This is a genomic window from Roseibium sediminicola, from assembly GCF_023156505.1.
GTDB lineage: Bacteria > Pseudomonadota > Alphaproteobacteria > Rhizobiales > Stappiaceae > Roseibium > Roseibium sediminicola.
In genome coordinates this window covers 1-24590 of record NZ_JALNMJ010000005.1, presented here as the reverse complement: position 1 = coordinate 24590, position 24590 = coordinate 1, and the positions used below count along the sequence as shown (strand labels likewise).

The window sequence follows — 24590 nt, the reverse complement described above, 5'->3', positions numbered from 1 at the left end:
TCTGGACAAGCCGATTTGGCTTGGCTAGAAATTCCGGATGAGCAAATCAGGACGAGAAATCGAGCTCAAGCTCGAACTGGACCCGACCGCCCAGGACGCCATCAAGCGTGCCGGCACCATTGCCGGCTTCACCGCCAGCCGGTCGGTCACCAAGACCCTGCAGTCGATCTATTTCGACACGCCGGACCAGACCTTGCGCAAGGCGAAGATTTCCCTGCGCGTGCGCAAAGTCGGCCGCAGCTGGGTGCAGACCGCGAAGCTCGGCACCGGCGTCATGGGCGGCCTGTCTTCGCCAGTGGAAGCGGAGCATCCCGTCCAGGGCCGGGCGCTCGATTTTTCCGTCATCGAGGACCCTGCGGTGCGCGACAAACTGGCCGAAGCTATCGGCGACGCACCTCTGTCGGAATGTTTCGAGACGGTGATGAAACGCACCACGCGGCAACTGACCCGCGAAAGCGACGGCGCCGATATCGAGCTTGCGTTCGACACCGGCAACATTCTGGCCGGCGCTGGCACGCAGCCGCTGGTCGAACTGGAAATGGAGCTGAAAGCCGGTCCGAGCCTTGCTCTCTACGAGGCGGCCAAGGCCCTGCTCGGCGACACGCCTTTCCGGTTCTCGCCCTATTCCAAAGCCGAGCGCGGTTACCGCTTTGCCGAAGGTCAGGCGCCGGAAGAACGCGCGCCCTATTTCGCCGATGACATCCGTTTTTCCGCCGGCCTCAGCACCGAGCTCGCCTTTCGCGACGTCCTGCGGTCCTGCCTGACCCAGATTTCGGAAAACCGGCTGGCGGTGCTCGCCTCCGAGGATCCGGAAGGCCCGCATCAGCTCCGGGTCGGCCTGCGCCGGTTGCGCAGCGCCTTCCGCCTGTTCAGGCCTGTGATCAATCCGGCGAGCATGGCGCCGCTCGACGCAACGGCCCGCACCATTGCGAATGAAGCCGGCGCCCTGCGCGACCTAGACGTACTGCTGGACGAGATCGTTGTGCCGCTGGTCGACAAGGCCCCGCCGAGCCTTTCCTTCGACACCCTGCTCGCGCATTTGAACGCGCAGCGCGATCAGGACACACGGACAGTGCTGACCGATCATCTGAAATCGGCCGAGGTCAACGAATTCCTGCTGAACTTGGCTGCCTACACCGAAGGCCGCGGCTGGCTCGATCCGGAGAATTTCGGCCAGACGGCGCTTTTGGCCCAGCCGATCGAGAGCTATGCCGGCAAGGCACTCGCCAAGCAGTGGAAGAAGGTGCTCGGCCACGGCAAGCGGCTGGAGGAACTGAGCATCCCGGAGCGCCACGACATGCGCAAGGCGATGAAGAAGATGCGCTATGGCATCGAATTCTTCGGCTGCCTCTACCCTGCGGACACGGTCAAGCCGTTTCTGAAACGCATGAAGAAACTGCAGGACATTTTCGGCTATCTCAACGACGTCGCCATGGCCGAGACCCTGCCGGACAAATGCCGTGCACTGGAAAAGAAATCCATCGAAGCCACCCAGGCGATCGGCTTTGTGATCGGCTGGCACGAGGCTCAGTGCCAGGCCATGTGGCAGCACGCCAAGGGCTATTGGGATGCCACCCGCCAGACGCCGAAATTCTGGACGTGAGCCCTAGGGTTTTGATTCAATCGTCAGAATATCCGGAAATGAGACCGGCGCGAAGGCGCCGGTCAGCTTGAAGGTGGTCAGGTCCTCGTCGCGCGAGACCATCTGATCCTGCCGGGCCAGCTCCGCGATGGTTTCCTTCAAGCTTTCGATCTCCCGCAGGATAAAGGCACCCGTATCGGGCAGCATGCGCCGGGAGAGTGTGAAGAAGGCGCCCTGATTGCTGCCCCTTGCCTCGATCACCTGGCCCAGGAAACGGGTGTTGATCTCTTTCAGAAGCGGAATCAACGGGCCGTCCGGCCGGAAACGCACCGGAGCCGTCCAGGTGATGCGGATGCGGTTGCCCGGATGCACCTCCGCCAGGCCCAGCGCCTCCAGCGCTCGGCCGAGCCGGAACATGTCCTCGCTCGAGAGAGCGAAACGCCGTTCGATCTCCTGCTGCGGGATCGGCTCGCGCAGCAGGATGAACAGGTAAAACAGCGACGGATCCGCGGCGAGCCGGGCCTCGGTCGCGACTGGAAACAGGCTGGTCTCTTCCGCAGTGCGTTCCGCCCGGTGCAGCACATCGGCGAGCGGCACCTCCAAAATCTCGCAGATCTCCAAAAGCCGGCTCAGCTTGCAGTCGTGGCCGGCAAAGATCCGTTTCACGGTTGGCTCGGAGACATCCATCCGCTCGGCCAGATCCGCGTAGGTCATGCCGCGTGCCTTCAGGACTCCCTGCAGAATTTTGAACGTATCGCCACGCATCGGCTGATTTGATCCTTCTCGATCCCGTTTCGTATCGTTTTTTGATACCAGTTTTTCATTAATTGCAAGCCTGGTTCGATTTCTGCATTGAGGAGCCAGTTTCAACGCTTCCTGAAAGGATCTTCGATGCGTATTCGCGCTTCCCTGGCTGCAGCCCTTGTCGCCGGCCTCACCGCAACCTCGGCGCAGGCCGGCTCCCTCTGGTCGACCGAGGGTTTCGACATGCCCGAATCCGTTCTGTATGACGCCGCCCATGACCGGCTTGTCGTCAGTGTGATGCAGGGCGCGCCGAACGCGGTTGACGGCAACGGCCATCTGGCGCTGCTGTCGCCGGGCGGCACGGTGATCGATGCCAGTTGGGCAACGGGCATGGACGCTCCCAAGGGCCTCGCCCTGATGGACGGCAAGATCTTCGCCGCCGACCTGACCCAACTTCGGATCGTCGATGCCGCCACAGGCGCACTGCTGGCCTCAATGCCGGCCGAAGGTGCCGTCTTCCTCAATGACGTCACCACCAACGGCAAAGACGTCTTTGTCTCCGACATGATGACCGACACGATCTGGCACTATGCGGACGGGACGTTTGACAAGTGGCTGGAAACGCCGGAACTCTCGCATCCGAACGGTCTCCTGTGGGACGACGGCCGTCTCCTGGTCGGCTCCTGGGGCAAGGGTCTGAAGGAGGATTTCACCACGGAAGCTCCGGGCAACCTGCTCAGCATCGACCCGGACACAAAAACAATCTCCGTTGTCGCCAGCGACATCGGCAATATCGACGGCATCGTGCGCCTGAACGGCAAGATCGTCCTCAATGACTGGATCAACGGCAAGGCGTTCGAGATCACCGAAGGCGGAGACGTCACCGAGATCCTGGCCGAACCGGCCGGGCTTGCGGATATCGGTACCGCAAAGGGCGTGCTCTACCTGCCGCATATGCTGGAAGGTCGCATCGAAGCCGTGACGCTGGATTAAGCGTCTCACCAATGCCCGCCGCCATGGTCCATGGCGGCGGGCGATCGCAATAGCCTTGGAGGTTCGCTCCGAGCCCCTGGCGTTGGTTGTCCCTACAAGTCCTCCATTCGGAACGCCTCCAGAAGTTCGGCCACAAGCGGGTTGGGAAAGCGCCGCTGCAGGGTCACGGCAAAAAAACCTTCGGTGAGACCCTTAAGTCTTGCCAGTTCGACAAGAGCGCCGGACGCCAGCTCGTCGCGCACGACGATCGGCGGGATCACGGCGAGCCCCGCGCCGGCCCGGGCCAACAGACGCAGCATGGCCATGTCATCGGCTTCCGCGGCAATCCGGGGCACCACTTTCAGCGAATCCACCAGGGCGTCGAACGACGCCCGCAGGGCCGATTCCGGCGTCGGCAGGATCAGCGGCTCCGAAGCCAGAAGATCAGCGACGGATCTTCCTTGCAGACCGGTGTCCGTTCCGCCGATCAGACTGATGGGCTGTTCCGCCAGGCTGTGGATCAGGTACCGGCTGGCGGCGTCGCGCGCCGGCACCAGGTTGGTCAGAACGATGTCGAGCGACAGTGCCTCCAGCGCCCGCAGCAAATCGGTCTGCGATCCGGAACGCAGCACCACCTCGACATCCGGCCGGCCGATCAGCGGCGCCAGCAACCCGATCTGGAAGTTGCGTGACAGCGTCGCAAGCGCGCCGACCCTCAGGGCTCGCCGGACCGTTCCGGTATTTTTCAAGGTGGCCGTCAGATCCTCAGCCGTCTTGAAGATCGCCTCGGCGTGATCGAGCGCGATCCGGCCGGCTTCGGTCAGAACCAGGCCGCGGCCGCGCCGTTCGAAGAGATCGTGCCCGAGCGCCGCCTCCAGCGTCCTGATCTGCGAGGACAGGGCCGATTGCGACAGGTTCAAGGCACGCGCGGCTCCGGTCAGGGTGCCGTCCCGGGCAACCGCGCGGAACAGTCGAAGGTGATGCAGGTTGAGCAAGGCAACACTTCCAAAAAATAGAATGATTTTGCAGATAATATGTAATTTTTTGAATGAAAACCAGACGGTATATGCGGAGGCGATCCCAGACCCGACCGGAGTTCAGTCATGTCGTCCCTTGCCTTGTTGCCCTCCCTTGCGCCTCTCCTGCTTCTGGCAGGCGCCGCTCTTTTGCATGTGAGGCAAGGCACTCGCCCACTGGCCGTCCGCCCGCTTGGCGAACGGCTTTCGCTGGCCGCCCTGCTGCTGGCTGTTGCAGGCACCGCGCAGCTGATCCTGGCCGGACCTGGCCAGCTCACCCTGCTGGACGGGACCTTTGCGCTGATCCTGCGTCTCGATGCGATCAGCGTCACGATGACGGTGCTGGTTGCCTTTGTCGGCTGGGTCGTGATGCGCTACGCGCGCACCTATCTCGCCGGCGATCCGGGCGAGAAGAATTTCCAGGGCCTGATGCTCACAACCCTGGCCGCGGTTCTGGTGCTGGTCCAGGCGGGCAGCCTGCCGGTTCTTGTCCTGGCCTTTGCCGGTATTGGCCTGTGCTTGCGCAAGCTGCTCCTCTTTTACGCCGACCGGCCGGCCGCGCGGCGCGCCGCGACGAAATTCACGCTTGTCTGGCATGCGGGCGACCTGGCCCTTTTTCTGAGTTCCGTCCTGTTTCTCCTTGGCACCGGGACAGTCGACATCGCGCGGCTGCCCATCATGGCCGGAACCGACCTGAGCTTCACGACCCATCTGGCTGTCGCCTTCCTCGTGCTTGCTGCGCTTTTGAAAACCGCCGCGTTTCCTCTGCATGGCTGGCTGACAGAGGTCATGGAAGCGCCGACACCGGTCTCCGCCCTGCTTCATGCCGGCATCATCAACGCGGGCGGCTTCCTCTTGATCCGTACCGCCGACCTCGTCCAGGCCAGCCCCGGCGCCATGGGAACGCTCGTCGCCCTTGGCGGGTTGACCGCCCTGTTCGGTGCCGTGGTGATGCTGACCCAAAGCGCGGTCAAGACCGCCCTGGCCTGGTCGACGATTTCCCAGATGGGCTTCATGCTGCTGCAATGCGGCCTCGGCCTCTGGCCGCTCGCGCTTCTGCACATCATCGCCCATTCGCTCTACAAGGCCCATGCGTTTCTTTCCTCGGGCGGCGCGGTCGCGGCCGTCGCCCGGATCCGCAGGCCGGGTCTGATCGCCGTTCCCGGCTTCGGCGCGGTCGCCAAGTCCTTCGCGGTGGCGCTCCTGCTCTATGCGGTGGTCTCGCTGGTGTTCACCCTGGTTGCCGGACCCAAGACGCCGCAGGCGCTCGCCATCGGCGCCATGCTGATCTTCGGCGTCGCCTATCTCGTCGCCCAGGGCTTCGCCGATGCCGCACCGGCTGAGCTGACCCGCCGCACGGGTGTCTCCGCCGTCCTGGTCGCGCTGGCCTATTTCCTCTTCCAGCTCGTCTCCCACGCACTTTGGGGGCACGCAGTGCCGGCCGTTCCGACCGCCGGACCGCTGGAATGGGCGCTGATCGTTCTGGCCGTCTTTTCCTTCGGGCTTGTCGCCCTGGCACAGACCCTCTTTCCGCTCTGGAGCCATCACCCGGCAGCAACCGGCCTCAGGGTTCATGTGGCCAACGGATTTTACATCAACGCCCTGCTCGACCGGATGACCGGCGGGTATCGGGCAGGCACCCCTCAGTAAGCGAGGCCGTCGACATGTTCATCAAGCACACGCAATTCACCTCCGCCCGGGTCTCCGGCATCCTCACTGCCGCGGAAGCGGCTGTCCGGGCGATCCCGCCGGCCTTTCCGCTTTCCGCCACCGTCGCCGTCAACCCGTTCCTCGGCCAGACCGGCGAAGACCTTGCCGCCACCTCCGCCCGGCTGCACCGGGTGGCCGGCATCCGGGTGACCCGCGACCGGTCGGACTATGCCGGCCAAATCGCGGATGGCAGCATCACCGATGCCGATCTTGCCGCCGCGTTGCAGGCTTCGACCTCACCGCTGAAGCCGAAGGATGTAGCCGCCCTCAAGACACTCGCCCTTCAGGACGAGGCCCCGGCGGCGGCCCTGCCGACGATCGCGGATCTGGCCACCGACATCACCGGAACCGACTGGTCCGCCGTGATTGAAAAGGCATTCGGCCTCTGGGCCGCCGGCCATTTCGACCGGGGACAGGCGCTCTGGTCTCCCGGATCGGGGACACGGGCCTACGCGGCCTGGCTCGCCTGGGCCTGCCGTGACCTGGCACCGGAGATTGCCGGGCTCACCGGATTCTGTGCCCATGCCGCCGCTGCCCCCGACACATCCGAACGCGCGATCCTGCAGGCAGCTGAAAAGCTTGGCTTGAGCGAGGCCGCTGCGGAAACCGTCTTTCACCGGCTGCTGATCGATCTCGGCGGCTGGTCACAGCACGCCCGCTGGCTGCTCTGGCAGGCGGAACTTTCCGGCAACACCGACAGCACGCTTGCCGACCTGCTGGCGATCCGGTTGATCTTCGAGGAAGCGTTGCTCAAGCTCGACCCCAGGATCGCCGAAAAATGGCGGGACGTGGTCGAAGCCCACGAAAACCCAGTCGAGGCTTCGGCCGACCAGATCGCCAACGCCATCCTGCAGGAGGCGTCCGAGCTGGCCCATCAGCGCCAGCTCGATGACAAACTTGGCGCACTGGAAAGCCCGGCAAACCGCCCCGCGCTCCAGGCCGCGTTCTGTATCGATGTGCGCTCCGAAGTCTTCAGGCGTGCGCTCGAGGCCCAGAGCCCTGGCATCGAAACCATTGGCTTTGCCGGCTTTTTCGGCCTGCCGGTGTCACACCGGGCGCATGGTTCGGACGAAGTCGAAAGCCATCTGCCGGTTCTTTTGAAGCCTGCGCTGACATCCACCAGCCAGACCGAAGGTTCCGCCGAGACCAACGTCCGGATCCGGGCCCGGGCCGTGAGAGCCCTCGATCGGTTCCGGCAGGCCGCGGTATCCTCGTTTGCGTTTGTCGAGGCCGCCGGGCCGCTTTACGCGCTGAAGCTCGTGCGCGATGCGCTCGGTCTTGCAGGCACCGGCCAAAAGGCCGAGCCGACGCCAAGGCTCGACCCGGCCTTGTCGCCCGAGGACAAGACGGCGACCGCCGCCGCCGTGCTGAGGGCGATGAGCCTCACCAAGGGCTTTGCTCCGGTGGTGCTCCTGCTCGGCCATGGCGCGCAGGTCACCAACAATCCCCATGAAAGCGCCTATCATTGCGGCGCTTGCGGCGGTCATTCGGGTGAGGTGTCCGCGCGCCTGCTCGCTGGTCTTCTGAACGATCCCGAAACCCGCAAGGGCCTCGCCGAAACAGGCATCGACATTCCAGCCGACACGCTTTTTGTGGCCGGCCTGCACGACACGACAACGGACCGGATCACGCTTTACGAAAGCGACCAGACCAGGAAGCTGCCGGAGGCGGACCTGCTGCGGCGCTGGCTCGACCGGGCCGGAAAGCAGGCGAGGCTGGAACGGGCGCAACGTCTTCCCGGCGCAAGCGCCGCCACCATCGCGCGGCGGGCGCTCAACTGGGCCGAAATCCGGCCCGAATGGGGACTTGCCGGCTGTTCCGCGTTCATTGCCGCTCCAATATCCGTCACCTCCGCGGGCAATCTTCAGGGACGGACTTTCCTGCACAGCTACGACTGGAAGGCCGATACGGATTTCAAGACCCTGGAACTGATCCTGACCGCGCCGGTCGTGGTCGCCAGCTGGATCAGCCTGCAATATTACGGTTCGAGCACGGCCCCGGAGATCTTCGGCTGTGGCAACAAGCTGATCCACAATGTCGTCGGCGGTTTCGGCGTGGTCGAGGGCAATGGCGGCAAGCTGCGCGCCGGCCTGCCCTGGCAGGCTGTGCATGACGGCAGGGACCTGGTGCACACGCCCCTGCGGCTGACGGTTCTGCTCGAAGCGCCCCGGGAGGCCATTTCCGGGATCCTCGACCGGCATCCGGAGGTCAAGGCCCTGTTTGACAATGGCTGGCTGCATCTGATCGCGCTGAAAGACGGCCGGATGGCCGCCCGCTACCATCGCGGCGGCGGCTGGTCGGACGCTGTCGCGACGGACCTCGCCGCCTGACCGGACGATCCTGATCCGATTGATCCGCACCAACACCCCGGCGCGGCAACTATGCCGCGCCATCGGCTCGGGCCCTAGAGCCGGATGACAAACAGCTTGCGGGTCGTCTCCAGAACCTCCCAGGTGCCCTCAAAACCCGGCTGCAAGACAAAGTGGTCCCCCGGTCCAATCTCTTGCACCGAACCGTCCCTGTCTGTCAGGCGCGACCTGCCGGACAGGATCGAGCAGAATTCCCATTCGTCATAGGAAATCCGCCAGGCGCCGGGCGTGGCTTCCCAGACACCGGTGAAAAGCGTGTCCTCGTCCCGGGCCTCGACCAGCCAGGTGGTGAATTGCGGATCGCCGGAAATCACCTTCTCCGGGGCCGGGGCCTCGTGTTCGGGCGTGATGTCGTCAAGGTTGAAGGGCAGAAAGGCGTGCATCGAAGTCTCCACTGGCGCTGGTTTCGGCGGATCGGACCGGATGCTATCCGTCAATGCCCGAATGTCCAGTCCCGGCCGGCACAGGTGTTTCTGAATCACAGCATCCCATCTCTTGCGCAAACGCGGCGGCACTCGAACTGCGTTTCGCCCTGCCAGCAAACCTGCTTCGCGTGACCGGCCATCTGATCGGCAGCCTGGCCGCCTTCCGGGTCCTTGAGCGGATTGCGGCCTTTTGAACCGGCAGAAATCCTTCCGATTTGAAAAATCGCCGCACATCCGTTCTACTCGGCCCGCGACAACCGGCATCCAGGGGATGCGGGAACCATCGAATGATCTGAAATCACAGCAAACATTCCCACGTGAACGTAGCCAAAAATCAATTTCAGAAGTGGTTCCCATGAGTCAAAGCAGCATTCTTCCAAGACGCATTCGACGGTTGAACCGCAAAGTCGGGACTTTGCTCAACAGGCCCGGCCGCGACAGCGGGAAACTCGACGGCTCCGCTGTTCTTGCCGCCTATGCCCGCTGGGCGCCGGTCTACGATCTCGTCTTCAGCGGCCCCCTCTATTGGGGACGGCGCGCCGCCGTAAAACACGTCAACGCGCTCAGCGGACATGTCCTGTAAGCCGGCGTGGGCACCGGCATGTCCCTGCCGCTTTATTCGGACAATCTGCGCATCAGCGGCATCGACCTCTCAGAGGACATGCTCAAGCGGGCAAGGAAAAAATACGGCGGCCGAAACAATATGGACGACCTCCAGGTGATGGATGCGGGCGAGCTTTCCTATCCGGACAATCATTTCGACGTGGTCGTCGCCATGTTCGTGATGACCGTGGTGCCCGATCCGGACAAGGTGACCCGGGAGCTGGAACGCGTGACCAGACCGGGCGGCACCGTCATTCTGGTCAATCACTTCTCCGCCGACACCGGCCTGCGCGCGGCGCCGGAACGGGGGTTGAAGCTGTTCGGCCACCGGCTCGGCTGGAACCCCGAGTTCCCGAAATCCTGCGTGCTCGGCCGGACCTTTCTGACCCTTGAGGGCGAGGAAACCCTGGCCCCGTTCAAACTGTTCACCCTGCTGCGGTTGAAAAAGGCGGACTGAACCTCAAACGTCATCTGCGACCACCATAGCAATGAGCGGCGGTGCAGCCCGCACAGCCTCAATCGCCGGTCACGACTGCGCTCCGCGCCGACGGTTTCGAAGACAACCGCAACCGCCGGCCTTCAGGTCGAGGGGCCTTATCGTCGCACGATGATGAATCGGACATCGTCCTTTGTGCTGCCAGGCACACGGTCCTGGAAAGAGTTGGCCGAAAGCTCGATCGAACCAATGTTCGGCGACGCAATACCCGAGAGGATGATCGTACTGCCCTTGCGTTCCCACTTGGTAATTCGACTGACGCCATTCAGGCCTCCCAGACCTTCGACCTGGTTGCATGCAAAGGTGCTGACGCTTCCTTTTCCACCACCGAACGAACTGGCCTTGAAATCCATGGTACAGCTTCGCTTCGTCGGTCCGATTGCCGGAAAAACATCCCACTTTCCGACAATGGAATCCTTTTCTTTCTTCGAACTGACCGGTGTCACGTAAATTGGTGTTCCGTAACTTGTGGTGCTTGGCATCTGAGCGACAGTCGGCGAGCATGCGACGAGACCCGCCATCAGAATGGAGGCCCCGCCGATTTTCAGGTGAAGCCCTGATTTGTTATGGTTGCGTTTCATAATATCCAGCTCCTTCTGGTTCCCTCACAAAAAACCGGCAGATGCGGCGCTAGAAGCGCAGCCGCGCCGCCAGCGAAAAGACGTGACTGTCGAGGTTGTCCCTGATCTCCGCCTGATAGGCTGCCTCGAAGGAATGGCGCTCCGTCGCAATTGCAGTCAGTGAGAGCCGGCCAAGAAACGCATCATTGCCGATCTCGGCTCCCTCGACATCAAAGTCGCTTCCGAGGAGACCAACCGGAACCGATCGTGCCGTGTCTGTGAAATCGTGCCGCCAGCCAACGCTGAGCAACGGAGCGAGCTGGACGCCGTTCTTCAACGAAACACGCGTCGACAGAGCCAGTCCGAGCGTGGTCTGGAGGTCCTCGAAAGCGGCGCTCGGCACCGAAAGCCCGAAGACACTGCCCTCTTCGTTCATGTCATCGCGATGGAATGCCCTGTATCCAAGCGAAACGGACGGGGTGAGCGTCACGTTTTGCGTTTCGAAGGCACGGAAGGCCGAAGCCTCGACAAAACCGCCCACACCGTGACCATCAGCGGTCGCGATGGCTTGGTAGCTGCCCAGAGACGTTGTGCGGCGCGTGGACAAGCTCCCATAGGAAAGGCCTGCCCGTGCAGACAGGTCGACCACCCCGGTCTCAAACGTTGTGTAGAGCGCGCCCTGATAGGTCTCAGCACGGCCGGACCCGGTTGACACGGCAGAGACATCCGCGTGTTCATAGGAACCCGCAATACCAGCTGTCCCGTCGCTGAAATTCCAGTCAATCCCGAAAGCCACGCTGTTGGTCTTGGCATCGAAGCCTTCGACACCGCCCTTGGAGCCGACATTCGTCAGACCTGAAGTGCCGATCAACCAGGCTGTACCTGTTCCATAAGGCGTGGATCCGGGAGCAATCCAGCCGACAACCTGTTGCAACTGCCGCTCGCCGAGTGTGTCAGCGAACCGTCCGACCGCACGCACCGCCGTGGTTCCCATCTCCGCATGGATCTGCCCGGTCAGCGTTTGCAGGCCTGAGGAAAGGTCTGCAATGCTGGCGGCGTAGAGGACGTTGTAGGCGTCCGTGTAAGCGGCACCCGGCCGCACGCCAGCCGCAGGCCGCCCAGCATCGAGCGCGCGCGCGAGTGCTACGACATTGCCCGACAAGGTAATGCCATGAGCGCCGAGATCCGCATAGCTTGTCGGCGTGGTCGCCAGGGACAGGGAACTTGTTCCATAAAGCACATCGAAACGCGTTCCGTCTGCAAGACCGTCCGTTGGCTGAACCAGACTGTCGAAGCTCCCTGCCACGCTCCCGTCTGACACCTGCACGAAGGTGAACACGTCTCCGACATCCGGGGTGAAGCTGTTGGTGGCCGACCCGGATATGCCGCGCAAGACCGGTGTTATCGTTCCGTCAGCGGTGAAAACGGACCCTGTTCCGGTCACAAGGATCCGGTCGAAGTTTCCGGCACCGTTCTCGGTCCCCGTCCCATCGACATCGATTTCGGTGTTTGCCGTGCTGGAAAGCGTCACGTCACCCGTCACCGTCAGTGTTCCCGGTGAGTTTCCCGGAGCAAGCGTTCCGAAAATCTCCACATCGCCCGTTACGGTGCCACTGCCGCCGAGTGTTCCGTTCGCACCGACCGTCAAGGTCGGCACGGTCAGCGAACTGTTGACGCTCAGGAGACCGCCCGTCACGCTTGCGGGACCGTTGAACGTGGCCGCGCCTTGAAGCGCAAGTGTACCGGATCCCTGCTTGTCGAGACCGCCTTCGCTCTCGAACGAAGCAATCCAGGTCGTGTCGGTGCCATCCGCACCGACGACATATATGCCGCTGCCGGTGATGTCGACCGAACGGATGGTAAGCGCGCGATCGAGGCGGGGCAGACCCCATCCATAGACCTCGTCGACGCCTTTCGCGCCCAGGTCTTCAGCGGTCAGGAAAAGGGCCTCCAGTATCTCGGCCGGAGTGAATGCCGGATAGGCTTCAATGAGAACGGCGATGGCCCCCGAGACATTCGGAGCTGCCATCGAGGTTCCATTTTCGGATGCATAGCTTCCCTGATCTTCGGGGAAGGTCGAATAGATGCCAGAATCCGTGGTCAGGCCGCCGCCCGGGGCAGCCAGGCACCACTCCTTGGCGACGCCGCAGCGGTTGGAATAGGGCGCGATCTGGCTGTTGGCATCGAGAGCAACAACGACGACGACCCGCCCACGGTCAATCCCGTCCGCCTGTTCCGCAGCCGAAAGCACATCGGCTGACGTGGTACTCAGATCCAGTCCGGTCCCATCATCGTCATAGATCAGTTCACCGGAGGAATTCGTCGTGTCCTGATTGCCGGGCTGAATGAAGGGAAACAGCCCGTTACCAATCGGGTTTTCCGCGACAATGGGTGCCTGAAGATATTCGTTCCCGGCCGCCATGACGATGATCTGGCCGGCATCCAGGCTCTCGCGCATGGCCGTGGCGTCGGCCAGGAGCTGATCCTGTTCATCCTCAGGCAGGTCCCAGGTTTGCGCCCCGTCCTCGATGTAAGGCCCAAAGCTGCCATTGATGACCTTGACGTCAGAGAACTGCGCCAGATAGGAGAACCCCGCCGTGTCCGGCACCACGGCGCCAGTGACAGGATCGCAGATCCCGTTCAGAAAGTCCTTGCCGCACAACTGCAGATCATCGATGTCCATCTCGACGCCGTTGACGGTCACCGCTCCTTCGGCACCGGCAATCGCGGCAACGGACAAGAAGGTTACGCCCGGCGCGACCCCCTCCATTCCAAATCCGTTCCGCCCGGCGCCTACAATCCCGGCCACATGCGTTCCGTGACCGTCCAGATCGAACGTGTCCGAAGCCCCTTGCTGGAAAGCGGCTTCGAATTCGGCAACCGTGAGGGTGTCGCCGTCAAGAGAAGTGTCGAACCAGTGCAGGTAGCTTGTGGAACGTGGATCAACACGGCCTTCGAATTCGGGATGAGCCGTGCCATTGGGCCGCCGGTCAATACCGCTGTCGATGATGCCGACAACAACGCCGCTGCCGGAATAGCCGAGATCCCGCGCGGCCTCCACGTGCATCATATCAAGCGAATAGTTGCGCTGAAATTCGCTCAGGTCGCTTTTGTCGATGCTCGGATCGCCACCTGGGAAAAGAAAACCGATCGAATTCGGCCTTTTTTTCTCGAAGCCGAACCGGGACTGCGGCATCGCCCGAAGCGATGCGCCGGGATAAAGCTCGGCCAGCCGGTTTCCGGTGTCCACGGCGCGCGCAATCGATTTGGAAAGATCGGGTCGCAGCTGGGAGGCCAGGCGCTCAATCGCATCGGCGCGCCCGGGGGTCAGCCGTGTGTTTTCGACGATGCTGGCAAGCAGCGAGGTATTCCCATGGCTATTCGCCGTTTCAAGTGCCGATTGCAGCGCCTCGAAAGCCAGGGCAGCTGAAATTCTGGCGGCAGCTTCCTCCGACAGGGCGAGCGCCGCAGGTGCCTGCGCCAAGAGCATGGCCGAAGTCAGCAGTGAAACTGCTGTCCACCTTAAGGACAAAGAAAACCGTCTGTGAGATTTTCCGACCATGAGACCTTCCGAAATGAATGCCGTGACCGCGGCGGCTTGGCGTCGGCAAACCTGCCCGCCAAACCGCCGCCCAATCTTTCACGGGACTTTGCTTCCTCAGTCCTTTGCAACCGCGGTGCAGTCGATTTCCATGGCCGCACCGAGGGGTATCTCGGGCACGATGATGGTCGAGCGGGTCGGCGGATTGCTGGGAAAGAACTCTCGAAAGACGCCGTTCATCTGCGGGAAATAGTCGATGTCCGAGAGCAGCACGATGCATTTCACGGTCTGGTCGAGCGACGTGCCCGCCAGTTCCATCATGTCCTTGACATGATTGAGGGCATGTCTGGTCTCGTCTTCAATGCCGCCGGCCACCAGTTCCGTGGTTCCGGGCGCCGTGCCGAGCACGCCGCCGACATAGACCATGCCTTGCGCCTTCACGACACCGGAATAGGGCAGACCGTCCACGGCCGTCGACGGGTAGGCCGTTATGCCTTCCGCCCGTGTCGAGGAGGGCGCGATCGAGAGCAACAGCACGGATGCAGCTGCAAGAGACAAGAACCTGAACCTGAACCTGGACATTTTCATTTTCGTTTCCCCTCTGTTGTGAAACCGGATGTGTTATGCCGCGATCGCGTGGCGCCGCTTCCAGAAGACGCAGTCCGGGAAACGGCGCTCGCCCCTGTAAATCTGCGCCCGATCCGATGTGTATCTGGAAATGCCGCCGGCAACGCGTTCCTGATATCGGATCAGCGCGCCTGGCAATCCGGACAGCGACCTTGCCGCGGCCTCGGCTCCCTCGATCCCCGTCCACAGCGCCGACGTCATGCCGTGTGACGACAAGGGATCGAACGCGGCGGCCGCGTCGCCGACGGCAATCCAACCGGGTCCCGCCGGCGTCGACAAAAATGTCGTCCCGGCGCTAGTCACGGAAGGTGGATCGCCGATCAGGAACCCGCCGGTCTCAATCCAGCGGCTGACATACCGGCTGTTGCCGATAAGGGTTTTCCAGGCCTCGACGTCGTGCCCCAGCCCCTTGGGCATGAGGTCCGGATCGGAATAGTAGTTGAGTGCGAGGCGCCCGTCCTGAAGCAGCGTCGCATACCACCATCCCCCCGGAACGGCCTCGACCAGCGTTGCCGGTGTCGGCTCCACGTCGTCATCGCCCTGGACCAGAAAATCATAGGCTGCCGCAAGTTTGTCCTGCCGGTGCAAGGTGGCATATTGCCGGCCGACAACCGACTGGCGGCCAGTGCCGTCGATCAGGAAATCCGCCTCGAGATCCAGACCATTGTCCGTTCTGACGCGCCAATGGTTCTCATGCCTTTCCGCGGAGACGACAGCACCGGAACAACAATCGATTTCCGGTCTTGTGTTCACCTCCTCGGAGAACCTGACCTCGAATTCCGCCCGGTCGATGACGTAACCCATCTCGTGGGCAAGACCCGCCCGGTTCCGTTCGACCAGGTTGTTCGTCCCCCAGCTCGAAAAAAGCACTTCGACCTTTCGATGCCCGGGCGCCTTGAGAAGGCTTTCCAGCCCGAGTCTTTCCAGAAGGGGAATGGCCGCCGAAGCGAGGCTTTCTCCCGGCTTGGTTTTGACGCGCGCCTCAGGCGCTATCCAGAGTGCCGGCACGCCCGCGTCTGCAAGCGTCAGGCAAGCGGCCATGGCGGACAGGCCGCCGCCTACGACAATGACGCGGGATCGTTCCATTGGCGACATCTTCGGATCCATCAGGGCAACTGGCCGTCGGACGGCTGCCAGTCGTAGCGGTTTTCCGTGTTCCCCCGATCGACCTCGACAAACACGGTTTCCGGAATACCGGACACGCTCTGGCCTTCGGCGGGCCCGGGCCTGGAGACGACGAATCCCATTTCCTGCCAGATCCTGATCATGTTCTGGATGCCGTCCCAGTAGCTGGCGTTGGCGTGATAGCCAATTCCCGGAACGCCCCGCGCCCACCACTCGCGATTGTTGAAGAACTTGAGGCGTTCTTCGGCCGACAGATCCTCGCGCATCGCCTGTTCGTAGCTGTGCTCTGGCAACACATCCACCGGCAGCAACGCAGGCCACCAGACAGGCACCGGAAAGTCATCCTGCATCGCAACCCGCTGGCAGCTGAAGGCATCCGGCTGCCAGGGCAACCCCATCCAGCGTGTCAGGTCGCCCGGCATTTGCGGACCGATGGCGGGCGTATCGCCGGACGTGGCCGCTCCGAAATCAAGCAAGAGCCCCAGATCCTGTACCAGCGACGGGCGGTTCCCCCGCGCGATCCTGAAAGGTTCGGCGCCCTGGTCGGTGTGCCGCTGATAAAGCGGCGCCAGCCGCAGGTAATAGGAAAGCTCGACACCCGGATGGAAGGCACCGCCGGAACAGGGCTCCAGCGCGGCTTCCGTGAGCGCATGCGGGCGGGCTTCTACCGGCAGGTCGTCGAGGTCGCGAATGTCGTCGAGCGACGGATCTTCGAAGTCGTTGACAAAATCACCTGCCGCCCAGCTGTTCAGCATCTCGTATTGCAGTTGCGGGAACTGGAACCACGTCAACGGGCTGCTGTTGAAATTGACCCCGTCTCCCGGCATCAGCGGTATCTTGAGGTGCTGATCAATGAAGGCCGTCGGCGAGTGATCCGACGGATCGCGGAAGTTTTCGAGCACCGATTGCCGGAACGCCGCATTTGCGTCACTCGGATCGGCCAGTTGCTTCAGATAGTCCGGGTCCGAGAAATCGCCGATATCGAGCCAGCCCTTGCGCAGGTTTGCCGCCGCCGACACCCATTCCATCAGCGCGGCACGGCGGAAGGTCGGATAGACGTCCCGGCGGAACGACACGGGCTTTTCGGGATCGGCAATCCAGCCCTGCTCCCAGTTCATGCTCTCAATGACATCATACAAGGAGCTGATGGGCGGAATTTCGGGAGCAAAATTGGGTCCCACGCACGCAACCCACGAACCGTCCGCCGTCAGGGTCCGGCCATCCGGAAGGGTGACGGTTGCGTCCACGGGCCCGTCGCACCAATCGTCGTACCAGCCGTCATTATCCGCAAAACTGGTGATCTCCGCCCCGCGGGGACTTGCGGAAACCCCGTCCGGCGGGACCACAAGCAGGCGCCCGGCCTCGTCGGTCCGCAGCTGGCCCAGCGAGACGTCGACACTTTGCCAGAACCGGCCCGTCATGCCGTATTCCGGCCTGTCTCCCTCCCAGTTCTCCCGGGCACCGGAAATGGTCACAGGGCCGGGATCGATAACCAGCATCCGTTCCCGTTTTTCCTGTGATTGCAGGAACTGGTTGCGCTTCTGGGTCGGCAGGCCGGGAGCGCTTTGCCCGTTATCTAGCGGATTGTTGAAGCCGTACCAGGCAGCCTTGGTGTTCGCCAGGTGCACCCGCCATACGATCCTGGCGGTCTTTTCGGTCAGCTCGGAAATCACCCGGCCTTCACTGTCAAAGGCAAAGACCCGAAACCGCTGCACCTGTTTCTTGATCTTGCTGGTGCCGTCCTTGAAGCCGCCCTCCGGATTTGCCGGCACGCCCGGCAGCTCTGGCGCATAGAACCACTTCTGACTGCCGCCAACGCGGCAAATGCCGATGGCCGGATAGATACCGACCCGGGCGATTTCCGCGTCCGGATCCGCCGCTTCCAGCTTCGGCGCGGAGGCCAGTGCCAGTTTTGGCAGGAACGGCAGGTTGGCAACAGAAAGTCCAAGACCAACGCCGACGGAGGACAGAAAATCACGCCGCTTCATAAACGTTCACTCCAGGGTTGGGATTGATTCCAGGCAGGCATTCAGAGGCAAGCAAAAACAAGGAAATCTCGAAACATAAATAATATTAAATTTCTAATTACCTAACTGAGCCGCCCTAATCTGAATGAACTCCAAAAACCACCTTGCTAACATTACGTTTTTTTTCAGAATATGTGTGATTTTTTTATCCGCAATTGAGAAAAATGACACCACAGAATAGCCATAACTCCCTCATAGAGGGCCATCAACGGCAGAAATGTTGGAATATTTGGTCAAATATTGACAAATACCCTAGAGGAATTTTTTGAAACAGTGCCGTCTCCGGCAACAGATCTGATTGGTCCGGAAAAGGCGATTGCCCCGGTTTTACCGGACCGAAAGGTCCCCGACGTAAGCTCCCCTGCAACCTTGTCCAAACGAGTAACCGATGCCGACCGACAGCCCAGCTGCCCTCGAAATCCGCAATCTTCACAAGCGCTTCAAGGACCCCGCTGTGAACGATCTGTCGCTGCGGGTGAAGGCAGGCGAGTTCTATGCCCTGCTCGGGCCGAACGGCGCGGGCAAGACGACGACGCTCCGGATGGTCTCCGGGCTGCTCGAGGCCGATGCGGGGTCTGTCAGCGTCTGCGGCATCGATGCCTTCCAGGATCCCGTTGCCGCCAAGCGGATCCTGGCCTGGGTTCCGGACGAACCGATGGTCTATGACAAGCTGACGCCGCTGGAATATCTTGAATTCGTCGCCGGTCTCTGGAGCATGGAGGCGGATTACGCGCAAGCCAAGGCCGACGGCCTGCTCGAGGCCTTCGGGCTCGGCCCTCATGCGGGTGAGCGCTGCGGCGGCTTCTCCAAGGGCATGCGCCAGAAGGTGGCGCTGGCCGGCGCGCTGATCCACGAGCCGCGGCTGATCATTCTCGACGAACCACTGACCGGTCTCGACGCGGGCTCCGCCCGGCAGGTGAAACAGGTGCTGACCGATCTCGTCTCGAAGGGCGTCACCGTCATCATGACGACGCATATCCTGGAGGTCGCCGAGCGCATGGCCGACCGGATCGGCATCATAGCGCAAGGCCGGCTTGTTGCCGAAGGCACGCTGAACGAGCTGCGCACGCGCGCAAGCGCCGAGGGCCATTCCCTGGAGGATATTTTCCTGAAAATCGTCGGCGGCGGTGCGACAAGCGAAGCGCTGACGGAAGACACTCTGAAAATCGGTGAGAAAGTCGCATGAGCGGAGCCCTGGCGCCGTCAGCTATTCTACGCTTTTCAAGGCATGAATTGCGGCTGGCCTGGCGCGACTGGGCCTGGATCTTTTCCGGCTGGCGCAACACCAGCCTCAGGCGCACGCTGATCGGCATGGGGCTTGTCTACGCGGTGCTGCATCTGATCGCCTATGCGGTGCTCAGCCCCCAGTTCGCCGGAGGGTTCCAGCTCGACCAGACCGCGCTGGCGGTGATTTCGGTCTCGGTGCTGCTGAGCACCACCATGATGCTGTCCCAGGCGATCGAGTCGGTCACCCGCGCCTTTTATGCCCGCGACGACCTCGACCTGATCCTGTCCTCGCCCGCGCCCTCCCGGGACCTCTTCCTGGTGCGCATCGCCATGATGGCGGTGACCAGCTGGCTGATGTCCGCGCTGGTGCTCTCGCCCTTCCTGAACGTGGCGGCCAGCCTCGGCGGCAGCCACTGGCTTGCCGGCTATCTGGTCATCCTCGCCGCCTCCCTGACCGCGACCGGCGCGGGCGTGCTGATCACGCTTGCACTTTTCCGGACCTTGGGGCCGCGGCGCACAAGGCTCGCCGCGCAGATCCTCGCCGCGGTCGTCGGCGCCGCCTTCCTGATCGGCCTGCAGGTGGTCGCGATCCTCTCCTTCGGCACGATGTCGCGGTTTGCGCTTCTGGAGGCGGAGTTCCTGAGCCTGCATGTCCCGGCCGCAAGCTCGCTCTGGTGGTTTCCCGCCCGCGCGGTCGCCGGTCAACTGAACGTCCTCACCCTGATGCTTGGCGGGTCCCTGGCCTTTTTTGCTGTGGGCGCCGGGTTGGGCGCGGTCCAGTTCCGCCAAAGTGTCGTCAGAGCGCTCGGCGTTGCCGAGACAAGCCCGAAAAAACGCGCGGCAACACGGGCCTTCCGCGGCCGCTCGCCCCTCGGTGCGCTGGTCTCCAAGGAACTGAAGCTGATCGCCCGCGATCCCTGGCTGGTCTCCCAGACGCTGATGCAGGTGCTTTACCTGGTCCCGCCCGCCGTGATGCTCTGGGTCAGTTTCGGCGAAAACACGGAGATTTCCGTGCTGGTCGCCCCCGTGATCGTCATGGCCACCGGACAGCTCGCCGGCGGTCTCGCCTGGCTGACGATCTCGGGCGAGGACGCGCCCGATCTCATCGCAACGGCCCCGATCTCCCCCGCAACGCGCCTCTGGGCAAAGGTCCTGGCGGCGCAAGCGCTGATCGTCGCCGTGCTGCTGCCGATCACCCTCACCCTCGCCGCCCTGTCGGTCTGGGGCGCGCTCATCACCTTCCTTGGCGCCATGATCGCTGCGGCTTGCGCGATCCTGATCCAGCTCTGGTTCCGCGCCCAGGCCAGCCGCACCACTTTCCGCCGCCGCCAGGTCGCCTCCAAGGCCTCGACCTTGGCAGAAGCCGGCGCCTCCATCTCCTGCGCGGGCGCGACGGCGCTTGTTGCGGCGGGGAGTGCGCTGGCGGTGCTGCCGGTTGTGTTGTTGGTGATTGTGCTAGGAAGTGCGTGGGGGGTGAGGCCGAGGGGGAGGGCGGTCTGAGGCGTTTGGGTGCCTGGAAGCCATTGCATAAGGTGGAGCTTGGCTCCCGCTCCCATTGGGAGAGGTTAGACTGCTGACAGACCCTCGCCTCCGTCTTTCCGGACAAGTGCAGCGATGCTGCACGCTGATCCGGAATCCAGCATGTCAGCGCGAGCGAAAGCGAGCACAGATCCAAACAAGCATCTGAATTTATTGAACAAGGCGCACCTGCGGCGCGAATTATCCGCTGGATTCCGGATCTGGCCATGCAGCTGCGCTGCAGACCGTCCGGAATGACGCCGTGAGTTTGTCAACAGTCTGCCCATTCCCAACGGGAGAGATAACTTTGGCAGCTGCGAACAGATCGTCTGCCATTTGCACTGGCACCGGGGCACGCAGGGATTGCCGGACAAGCCATCAACTTGGTCCCTTCAGGCAGGCTCCGCCTCGAAGCGTTTTTCCAGCAGCACCACGTCGATCTGCGGCAAGGGCGCCGTGCGGCCGGGAAAGACCCCGCGGCCGGTTTCCCGAAAGCCCCATTTTTCATAAAAAGAGACGGCATTCAGCGTCGCGTCGATCCGCACCAGATCCACGCCCCCGGCCCGCGCATCGGCAAGCGCCCGCTCCATCAGCCCCGCCCCGGCGCCCAAGCCGACCGCCGCCGCGTCGACAAACAGCCGTTTGACCTCCCCGGGCACCCCTTGCGCAAAGCCGACGGCCTTGCCGCCGCTCTCCACCACCCAGATCGCGCCTGACGCGCACTCCGCCCGGTAATCCTCCACATGACGGCCGGACATCCAGGTGTCGACCACTCCTTGAGGTTAAGGCTCGGGCGCCAGCCGGCACACGGAGGCGCTGACAAGGGCAAAGACGGTCTCGGCGTCGGCTGCGGTGGAGCGGCGGTAGTGGAGGGGCACGGGGAGGCCTGCCTGACAAACGAAAGAAGTAAGTTGATAGAGCAAACTACATTCCATTTTCGAGAATTTCGAACCAAAACAGATGCCATGTCTTGGCCCCCAAATAATCATCACTCGCCCTGTGCGCCTCGTAAAATGCGAACAATTCCAACAAGAAAACCTTACCATTGGTTGATTTGAAAATCAGTTTTGACCTAAAGTAGAGCCTCGATACGATTATGACGAAATTAGTTAGTTTTGAGGTCAGCCCTTGGGATACAAGTATAGGAGAGACTGGGAAGGCAAAGAATGGCAACGCTTTTCCAAACAACTCGTCCAAGTGCGGCATGGAGCCCAGAACGTACAAGACGTGCCTGACAAAGTTCATGGTGACGCAGGCCTTGAGTTTATTACGACTGATGGGACATGCTATCAGAGCTATGCGCCAGAAGAGGTTTCCGACATCGCAAAAGCCGCAAGTGCTATGAAAAACAAAGGCGCGCGCGATTTAAGAAAACTTATTAAAATAAAGAAAAAGTTGCAAAAATACTCGGAGACAGAAAGATATCAAATTGGATTTTATTGTGTCCATTTTTAGATAATAAAGATGTAATTTCTCGAATTCAAGAAGTAGCCAAAGAATTAAAGTCAGAAAATCTAAATTTCATTGCGGATAATTTTTGCGCGATTGTACAAAGTCAGGAAGATTTCGAGACGGAATTCGCGCAGCTAAGAATAAAGTCGGTTGGACCAAATGTATTTATTAGAAAGCCGAGTGCCGAACAGCTTGACGCCGTGCATAGCAGGTTAGATCAGCGCGTCGAGGAGAAGCTAAAAAGGGCATTCCCCTTCGACAAGCATGAAAAAACTATTAGCAGGAAGACCCAGTTCATTTACTCTCATGTTGAACGAGAGAATGTATTATCTGACTTAAGGGAAGCATTCCCGGATTTTTGGGAGGCTTCCACTGAATGCATCGCTGCCGAGGAACGCAGACTCGAAATGGCTGGAGCTGAGGGGGACACCGCTCCTCAACAGATCAGCTCCTCTATGGACAAAGTTGCACACGCTCTAAGAACTCAAGTGCCAAGCCTAACTGAGAAGCAAATTTCTGCGATATCGCAGGGAGTTGTTGGCACTTGGTTGATCGAATGTCCATTAGATTTTCAAGAATCGAGCGAAAATGAATTTTGATTTCCCAGCCGAACGCCGCATTTCGTTCAAGCGCAAACCTTCGCCAGTCCCTGGCGATCTTAGGATCGGTTGGCGATTGTCGCTTACACTTCTTATGCTGTTTACGTCGCGTGGAAAGAAGGCTTCACTTGCTAAACTGAATTTGCTCAATGACGCGCTCCGGTCGGAAGCTTCTCGTGACAAGTTGGCGAAAATATTACGCGGAGAAGTATCAAGTATAGAATGGAGATTGAGGGTCGAACCCGCATTTGGCCGCAACATTGACTTGCTGATAGGTGCAGGATTGGCGAATTGGGTAATCGCTGATGGGAAAGCAGCGCTTCGCTTAACCGAACAGGGAACTCAAGTAGCAAAACTGCTTTCAACAAACAAAGAAATTTTTGTAGAAGAATTATCTTTCCTAAATAAATTCTCGAGCCATATGACAGAAGCTTTCGTCAAACAAGTTCTGTCTGCGAATAGAGAAAATAATGCTTAATATTTCTAAATTAAACCTCCGCTCAATCACTGCAGAAACAATCTTTGGAGTGGATTTAGACTTCCAATCCGGCCTAAATATCGTACAAGCAGATAATACCTCTGGAAAGTCCACTTGCTTGCAAGCAATTATCTACGTTCTTGGTTTAGAACGCTCTCTCGGTACCAATCTCTCAGTCCCACTTCCTTTCGCAATGAGGGAGCGGATTCAAGAGTCTGAAACTTCCAACTACGAAGAAGTCCTTCAGTCATATGTGGAAATTCAGTTAGAAAACGAAGATGGTCACCTACTTTACGCAAAACGGTCGATTGTGGGTGGCTCAGATCCCAAATTGATTTCAACAAAGTTTTCAGAAAAAAAACTCAATGACATTCCTATTTGGAATACGCCAAAGGATTTTTTCATCCACGACGCGGGCTCCGCAACGAGAGAAAGTGGATTTCATTATTATCTAGCGGAATTCATCGGTTGGCAGTTGCCTACCGTTCCAAAATTCGATGGCACCGAGTGCCCACTTTATTTGGAAACTCTTTTCCCGATGTTCTTTGTTGAACAAAAGCGAGGTTGGTCAACCGTACAAGGGCCGTTGCCCTCTCAGTTTCGGATCCAAGACATCAACAGGAGAGTGCTTGAATTTGTATTGAATCTCGATGCCGGAAAAATTCGTAGAGAACGTGCTGAACTTAACAAGAGAATTAGTTTGCTGGAGGCAGATTGGGTTGAGAAGAGAAAATCACTAGAGCGAGGAGGAGTTGATCTTATTCGTTTCGTTGGCGTACCCAAAACTCCAACCGCCGAATTTTCTCACAAAGCAAGAATCTCGTTAGAAGTCTTTTTGGAAGGCGACTGGGTGCAGCTTGAAAGTGCTGTTCACGAGCTTCAACGTCAAGTCGATGAAATAAACCAGATGGAACTGGTCTCCACAGAAGAAGCAGAAGCGAGCATACGAGAGGCACTTCAAACGGCCCAAAAAAGGTACGAAGAGCTTAGCTCAATACTTGAGGTTACTAAAACCGAGTTCCGTTCAACTCTAGAAGAAAACAAATCGCTCAAAAAGCGCTTAAGCGCATTAGACATAGACCTTAAGCGGCATCAGGACACAAAGAAACTATTCTCTCTTGGTTCAACAGTCAGCAACGCTGTGACCTTCGAAAACTGTCCTACATGCCACCAGCATTTAGACCAGGAGTTACTACCTGCGAGTTCATCCGGCGCTATGGCCCTTGATGAAAACATTGCATTCATTAAATCTCAACAAGTAATGTATCGCTCAGCACTGTCAGCCACAGAAGATAGATTATCTGATCTACTATTACGTGGACGTGCGATTGAGCAGGACTATAGAGATGCTCAGAGTGAGCTACGTAGCTTGAAACGAGCTCTTGTGCGACCATCAACTAGCCCGCATTTCTCAAAGCATTAGGTGCATCGGCCCCAAGAATCTGAGAACATTCTTTTGCAACAGAGAGTTATCAGGTTCTGATGCGGGGTCCGATGCCAACACACTGTATCTGCGAAC

At 60.4% G+C, this 24590-nt stretch carries 21 protein-coding genes; 12 read left to right on the top strand and 9 right to left on the bottom strand.

The window, feature by feature from the left end:
- Positions 1-37: 37 nt before the first annotated feature.
- Positions 38-1603 (top strand): CYTH and CHAD domain-containing protein, encoded by a 1566-nt coding sequence (locus M0H32_RS08875; RefSeq protein ID WP_248153216.1) that lies wholly within the window; start codon positions 38-40, stop codon positions 1601-1603.
- Positions 1604-1606: 3 nt separating this feature from the next.
- On the opposite strand, the gene M0H32_RS08870 is transcribed toward M0H32_RS08875, so the two are convergent.
- Entirely contained in the window at positions 1607-2347 is a 741-nt protein-coding gene (locus tag M0H32_RS08870; RefSeq protein ID WP_248153215.1) for a helix-turn-helix domain-containing protein, read from the bottom strand.
- 126 nt (positions 2348-2473) lie between these two features.
- Here M0H32_RS08870 and M0H32_RS08865 point away from each other — a divergent pair, with 126 nt between their 5' ends.
- Positions 2474-3319 (top strand): NHL repeat-containing protein, encoded by an 846-nt coding sequence (locus tag M0H32_RS08865; RefSeq protein ID WP_248153214.1) that lies wholly within the window; start codon positions 2474-2476, stop codon positions 3317-3319.
- A 92-nt stretch (positions 3320-3411) separates the two neighbouring features.
- Here M0H32_RS08865 and M0H32_RS08860 read toward each other — a convergent pair whose 3' ends face one another.
- Positions 3412-4293: a LysR family transcriptional regulator gene (locus M0H32_RS08860; RefSeq protein WP_248153213.1), complete on the bottom strand. Its 882-nt coding sequence runs from the start codon at positions 4291-4293 to the stop codon at positions 3412-3414.
- 108 nt (positions 4294-4401) lie between these two features.
- Here M0H32_RS08860 and M0H32_RS08855 point away from each other — a divergent pair, with 108 nt between their 5' ends.
- Together M0H32_RS08855 and M0H32_RS08850 are read left to right on the top strand one after the other, a co-directional pair.
- The gene (locus M0H32_RS08855) at positions 4402-5964 is read left to right on the top strand and encodes a proton-conducting transporter transmembrane domain-containing protein (RefSeq protein ID WP_248153212.1); all 1563 of its coding nucleotides are present in this window, start codon (positions 4402-4404) and stop codon (positions 5962-5964) included.
- 14 nt (positions 5965-5978) lie between these two features.
- Positions 5979-8354, top strand: a complete 2376-nt coding sequence (locus tag M0H32_RS08850; RefSeq protein ID WP_248153211.1) for a YbcC family protein — start codon at positions 5979-5981, stop codon at positions 8352-8354.
- 74 nt (positions 8355-8428) lie between these two features.
- Here the strand turns inward: M0H32_RS08850 and M0H32_RS08845 are convergent, their stop codons facing one another.
- The gene (locus tag M0H32_RS08845) at positions 8429-8776 is read right to left on the bottom strand and encodes a cupin domain-containing protein (RefSeq protein WP_248153210.1); all 348 of its coding nucleotides are present in this window, start codon (positions 8774-8776) and stop codon (positions 8429-8431) included.
- 397 nt (positions 8777-9173) lie between these two features.
- On the opposite strand from M0H32_RS08845, the gene M0H32_RS08840 reads away from it, so the two are divergent.
- Both M0H32_RS08840 and M0H32_RS08835 read left to right on the top strand, forming a co-directional pair.
- Positions 9174-9401 (top strand): hypothetical protein, encoded by a 228-nt coding sequence (locus M0H32_RS08840; protein ID WP_248153209.1) that lies wholly within the window; start codon positions 9174-9176, stop codon positions 9399-9401.
- A 6-nt stretch (positions 9402-9407) separates the two neighbouring features.
- Positions 9408-9878, top strand: a complete 471-nt coding sequence (locus M0H32_RS08835; RefSeq protein ID WP_345779325.1) for a class I SAM-dependent methyltransferase — start codon at positions 9408-9410, stop codon at positions 9876-9878.
- Positions 9879-10015: 137 nt separating this feature from the next.
- Here the strand turns inward: M0H32_RS08835 and M0H32_RS08830 are convergent, their stop codons facing one another.
- From M0H32_RS08830 to goxA, 5 genes are all read right to left on the bottom strand, one after another.
- On the bottom strand, positions 10016-10498 hold the full coding sequence (locus M0H32_RS08830; RefSeq protein ID WP_248153207.1) for a hypothetical protein: 483 nt from the start codon (positions 10496-10498) through the stop codon (positions 10016-10018).
- 49 nt (positions 10499-10547) lie between these two features.
- Positions 10548-13967, bottom strand: coding sequence for a S8 family serine peptidase (locus tag M0H32_RS08825; RefSeq protein ID WP_248153206.1), 3420 nt, complete (start codon positions 13965-13967; stop codon positions 10548-10550).
- A gap of 168 nt (positions 13968-14135) precedes the next feature.
- A complete protein-coding gene (locus M0H32_RS08820; RefSeq protein WP_248153205.1) occupies positions 14136-14606 on the bottom strand; it encodes a RidA family protein in 471 nt (156 codons plus the stop codon).
- A 33-nt stretch (positions 14607-14639) separates the two neighbouring features.
- Positions 14640-15731, bottom strand: a complete 1092-nt coding sequence (gene goxB / locus M0H32_RS08815) for a glycine oxidase maturase GoxB (RefSeq protein WP_248153204.1) — start codon at positions 15729-15731, stop codon at positions 14640-14642.
- A gap of 20 nt (positions 15732-15751) precedes the next feature.
- Positions 15752-17758, bottom strand: coding sequence for a CTQ-dependent glycine oxidase GoxA (goxA, locus tag M0H32_RS08810; protein WP_248153203.1), 2007 nt, complete (start codon positions 17756-17758; stop codon positions 15752-15754).
- Positions 17759-18185: 427 nt separating this feature from the next.
- Between goxA and M0H32_RS08805 the strand changes: the two genes are divergently transcribed.
- A complete protein-coding gene (locus M0H32_RS08805) occupies positions 18186-18983 on the top strand; it encodes an ABC transporter ATP-binding protein (protein WP_248153202.1) in 798 nt (265 codons plus the stop codon).
- Positions 18980-20524 (top strand): permease, encoded by a 1545-nt coding sequence (locus M0H32_RS08800; RefSeq protein ID WP_248153201.1) that lies wholly within the window; start codon positions 18980-18982, stop codon positions 20522-20524. Before M0H32_RS08805 ends, M0H32_RS08800 begins: the two co-directional genes overlap by 4 nt.
- 410 nt (positions 20525-20934) lie before the next feature.
- Here the strand turns inward: M0H32_RS08800 and M0H32_RS08795 are convergent, their stop codons facing one another.
- Positions 20935-21300, bottom strand: a complete 366-nt coding sequence (locus tag M0H32_RS08795) for a GNAT family N-acetyltransferase (RefSeq protein ID WP_248153200.1) — start codon at positions 21298-21300, stop codon at positions 20935-20937.
- Between the two features lie 370 nt (positions 21301-21670).
- Between M0H32_RS08795 and M0H32_RS08790 the strand changes: the two genes are divergently transcribed.
- From M0H32_RS08790 to M0H32_RS08775, 4 genes are read left to right on the top strand one after another with little or no spacing between them, the layout of a single operon-like run.
- The gene (locus M0H32_RS08790; RefSeq protein ID WP_248153199.1) at positions 21671-21997 is read left to right on the top strand and encodes a hypothetical protein; all 327 of its coding nucleotides are present in this window, start codon (positions 21671-21673) and stop codon (positions 21995-21997) included.
- The gene (locus tag M0H32_RS08785) at positions 21982-22593 is read left to right on the top strand and encodes a hypothetical protein (protein WP_248153198.1); all 612 of its coding nucleotides are present in this window, start codon (positions 21982-21984) and stop codon (positions 22591-22593) included. Before M0H32_RS08790 ends, M0H32_RS08785 begins: the two co-directional genes overlap by 16 nt.
- The gene (locus M0H32_RS08780) at positions 22583-23071 is read left to right on the top strand and encodes a hypothetical protein (protein ID WP_248153197.1); all 489 of its coding nucleotides are present in this window, start codon (positions 22583-22585) and stop codon (positions 23069-23071) included. Before M0H32_RS08785 ends, M0H32_RS08780 begins: the two co-directional genes overlap by 11 nt.
- Entirely contained in the window at positions 23064-24494 is a 1431-nt protein-coding gene (locus M0H32_RS08775; protein WP_248153196.1) for an ATP-binding protein, read from the top strand. The genes M0H32_RS08780 and M0H32_RS08775 overlap by 8 nt, the downstream gene beginning before the upstream one ends.
- Positions 24495-24590 lie beyond the last annotated feature (96 nt).

What these genes read in the sequence shown, in the direction of transcription:
- M0H32_RS08875 (WP_248153216.1), top strand. Translation starts at nt 38, where the DNA reads ATGAGCAAATCAGGACGAGAAATCGAGCTCAAGCTCGAACTGGACCCG.
- M0H32_RS08870 (WP_248153215.1), bottom strand. Translation starts at nt 2,347, where the DNA reads ATGCGTGGCGATACGTTCAAAATTCTGCAGGGAGTCCTGAAGGCACGC.
- M0H32_RS08865 (WP_248153214.1), top strand. Translation starts at nt 2,474, where the DNA reads ATGCGTATTCGCGCTTCCCTGGCTGCAGCCCTTGTCGCCGGCCTCACC.
- M0H32_RS08855 (WP_248153212.1), top strand. Translation starts at nt 4,402, where the DNA reads ATGTCGTCCCTTGCCTTGTTGCCCTCCCTTGCGCCTCTCCTGCTTCTG.
- M0H32_RS08850 (WP_248153211.1), top strand. Translation starts at nt 5,979, where the DNA reads ATGTTCATCAAGCACACGCAATTCACCTCCGCCCGGGTCTCCGGCATC.
- M0H32_RS08845 (WP_248153210.1), bottom strand. Translation starts at nt 8,776, where the DNA reads ATGCACGCCTTTCTGCCCTTCAACCTTGACGACATCACGCCCGAACAC.
- M0H32_RS08840 (WP_248153209.1), top strand. Translation starts at nt 9,174, where the DNA reads ATGAGTCAAAGCAGCATTCTTCCAAGACGCATTCGACGGTTGAACCGC.
- M0H32_RS08830 (WP_248153207.1), bottom strand. Translation starts at nt 10,498, where the DNA reads ATGAAACGCAACCATAACAAATCAGGGCTTCACCTGAAAATCGGCGGG.
- M0H32_RS08825 (WP_248153206.1), bottom strand. Translation starts at nt 13,967, where the DNA reads ATGCTCTTGGCGCAGGCACCTGCGGCGCTCGCCCTGTCGGAGGAAGCT.
- M0H32_RS08820 (WP_248153205.1), bottom strand. Translation starts at nt 14,606, where the DNA reads ATGAAAATGTCCAGGTTCAGGTTCAGGTTCTTGTCTCTTGCAGCTGCA.
- goxB (WP_248153204.1), bottom strand. Translation starts at nt 15,731, where the DNA reads ATGGAACGATCCCGCGTCATTGTCGTAGGCGGCGGCCTGTCCGCCATG.
- goxA (WP_248153203.1), bottom strand. Translation starts at nt 17,758, where the DNA reads ATGAAGCGGCGTGATTTTCTGTCCTCCGTCGGCGTTGGTCTTGGACTT.
- M0H32_RS08805 (WP_248153202.1), top strand. Translation starts at nt 18,186, where the DNA reads ATGCCGACCGACAGCCCAGCTGCCCTCGAAATCCGCAATCTTCACAAG.
- M0H32_RS08800 (WP_248153201.1), top strand. Translation starts at nt 18,980, where the DNA reads ATGAGCGGAGCCCTGGCGCCGTCAGCTATTCTACGCTTTTCAAGGCAT.
- M0H32_RS08795 (WP_248153200.1), bottom strand. Translation starts at nt 21,300, where the DNA reads ATGTCCGGCCGTCATGTGGAGGATTACCGGGCGGAGTGCGCGTCAGGC.
- M0H32_RS08780 (WP_248153197.1), top strand. Translation starts at nt 22,583, where the DNA reads ATGAATTTTGATTTCCCAGCCGAACGCCGCATTTCGTTCAAGCGCAAA.
- M0H32_RS08775 (WP_248153196.1), top strand. Translation starts at nt 23,064, where the DNA reads ATGCTTAATATTTCTAAATTAAACCTCCGCTCAATCACTGCAGAAACA.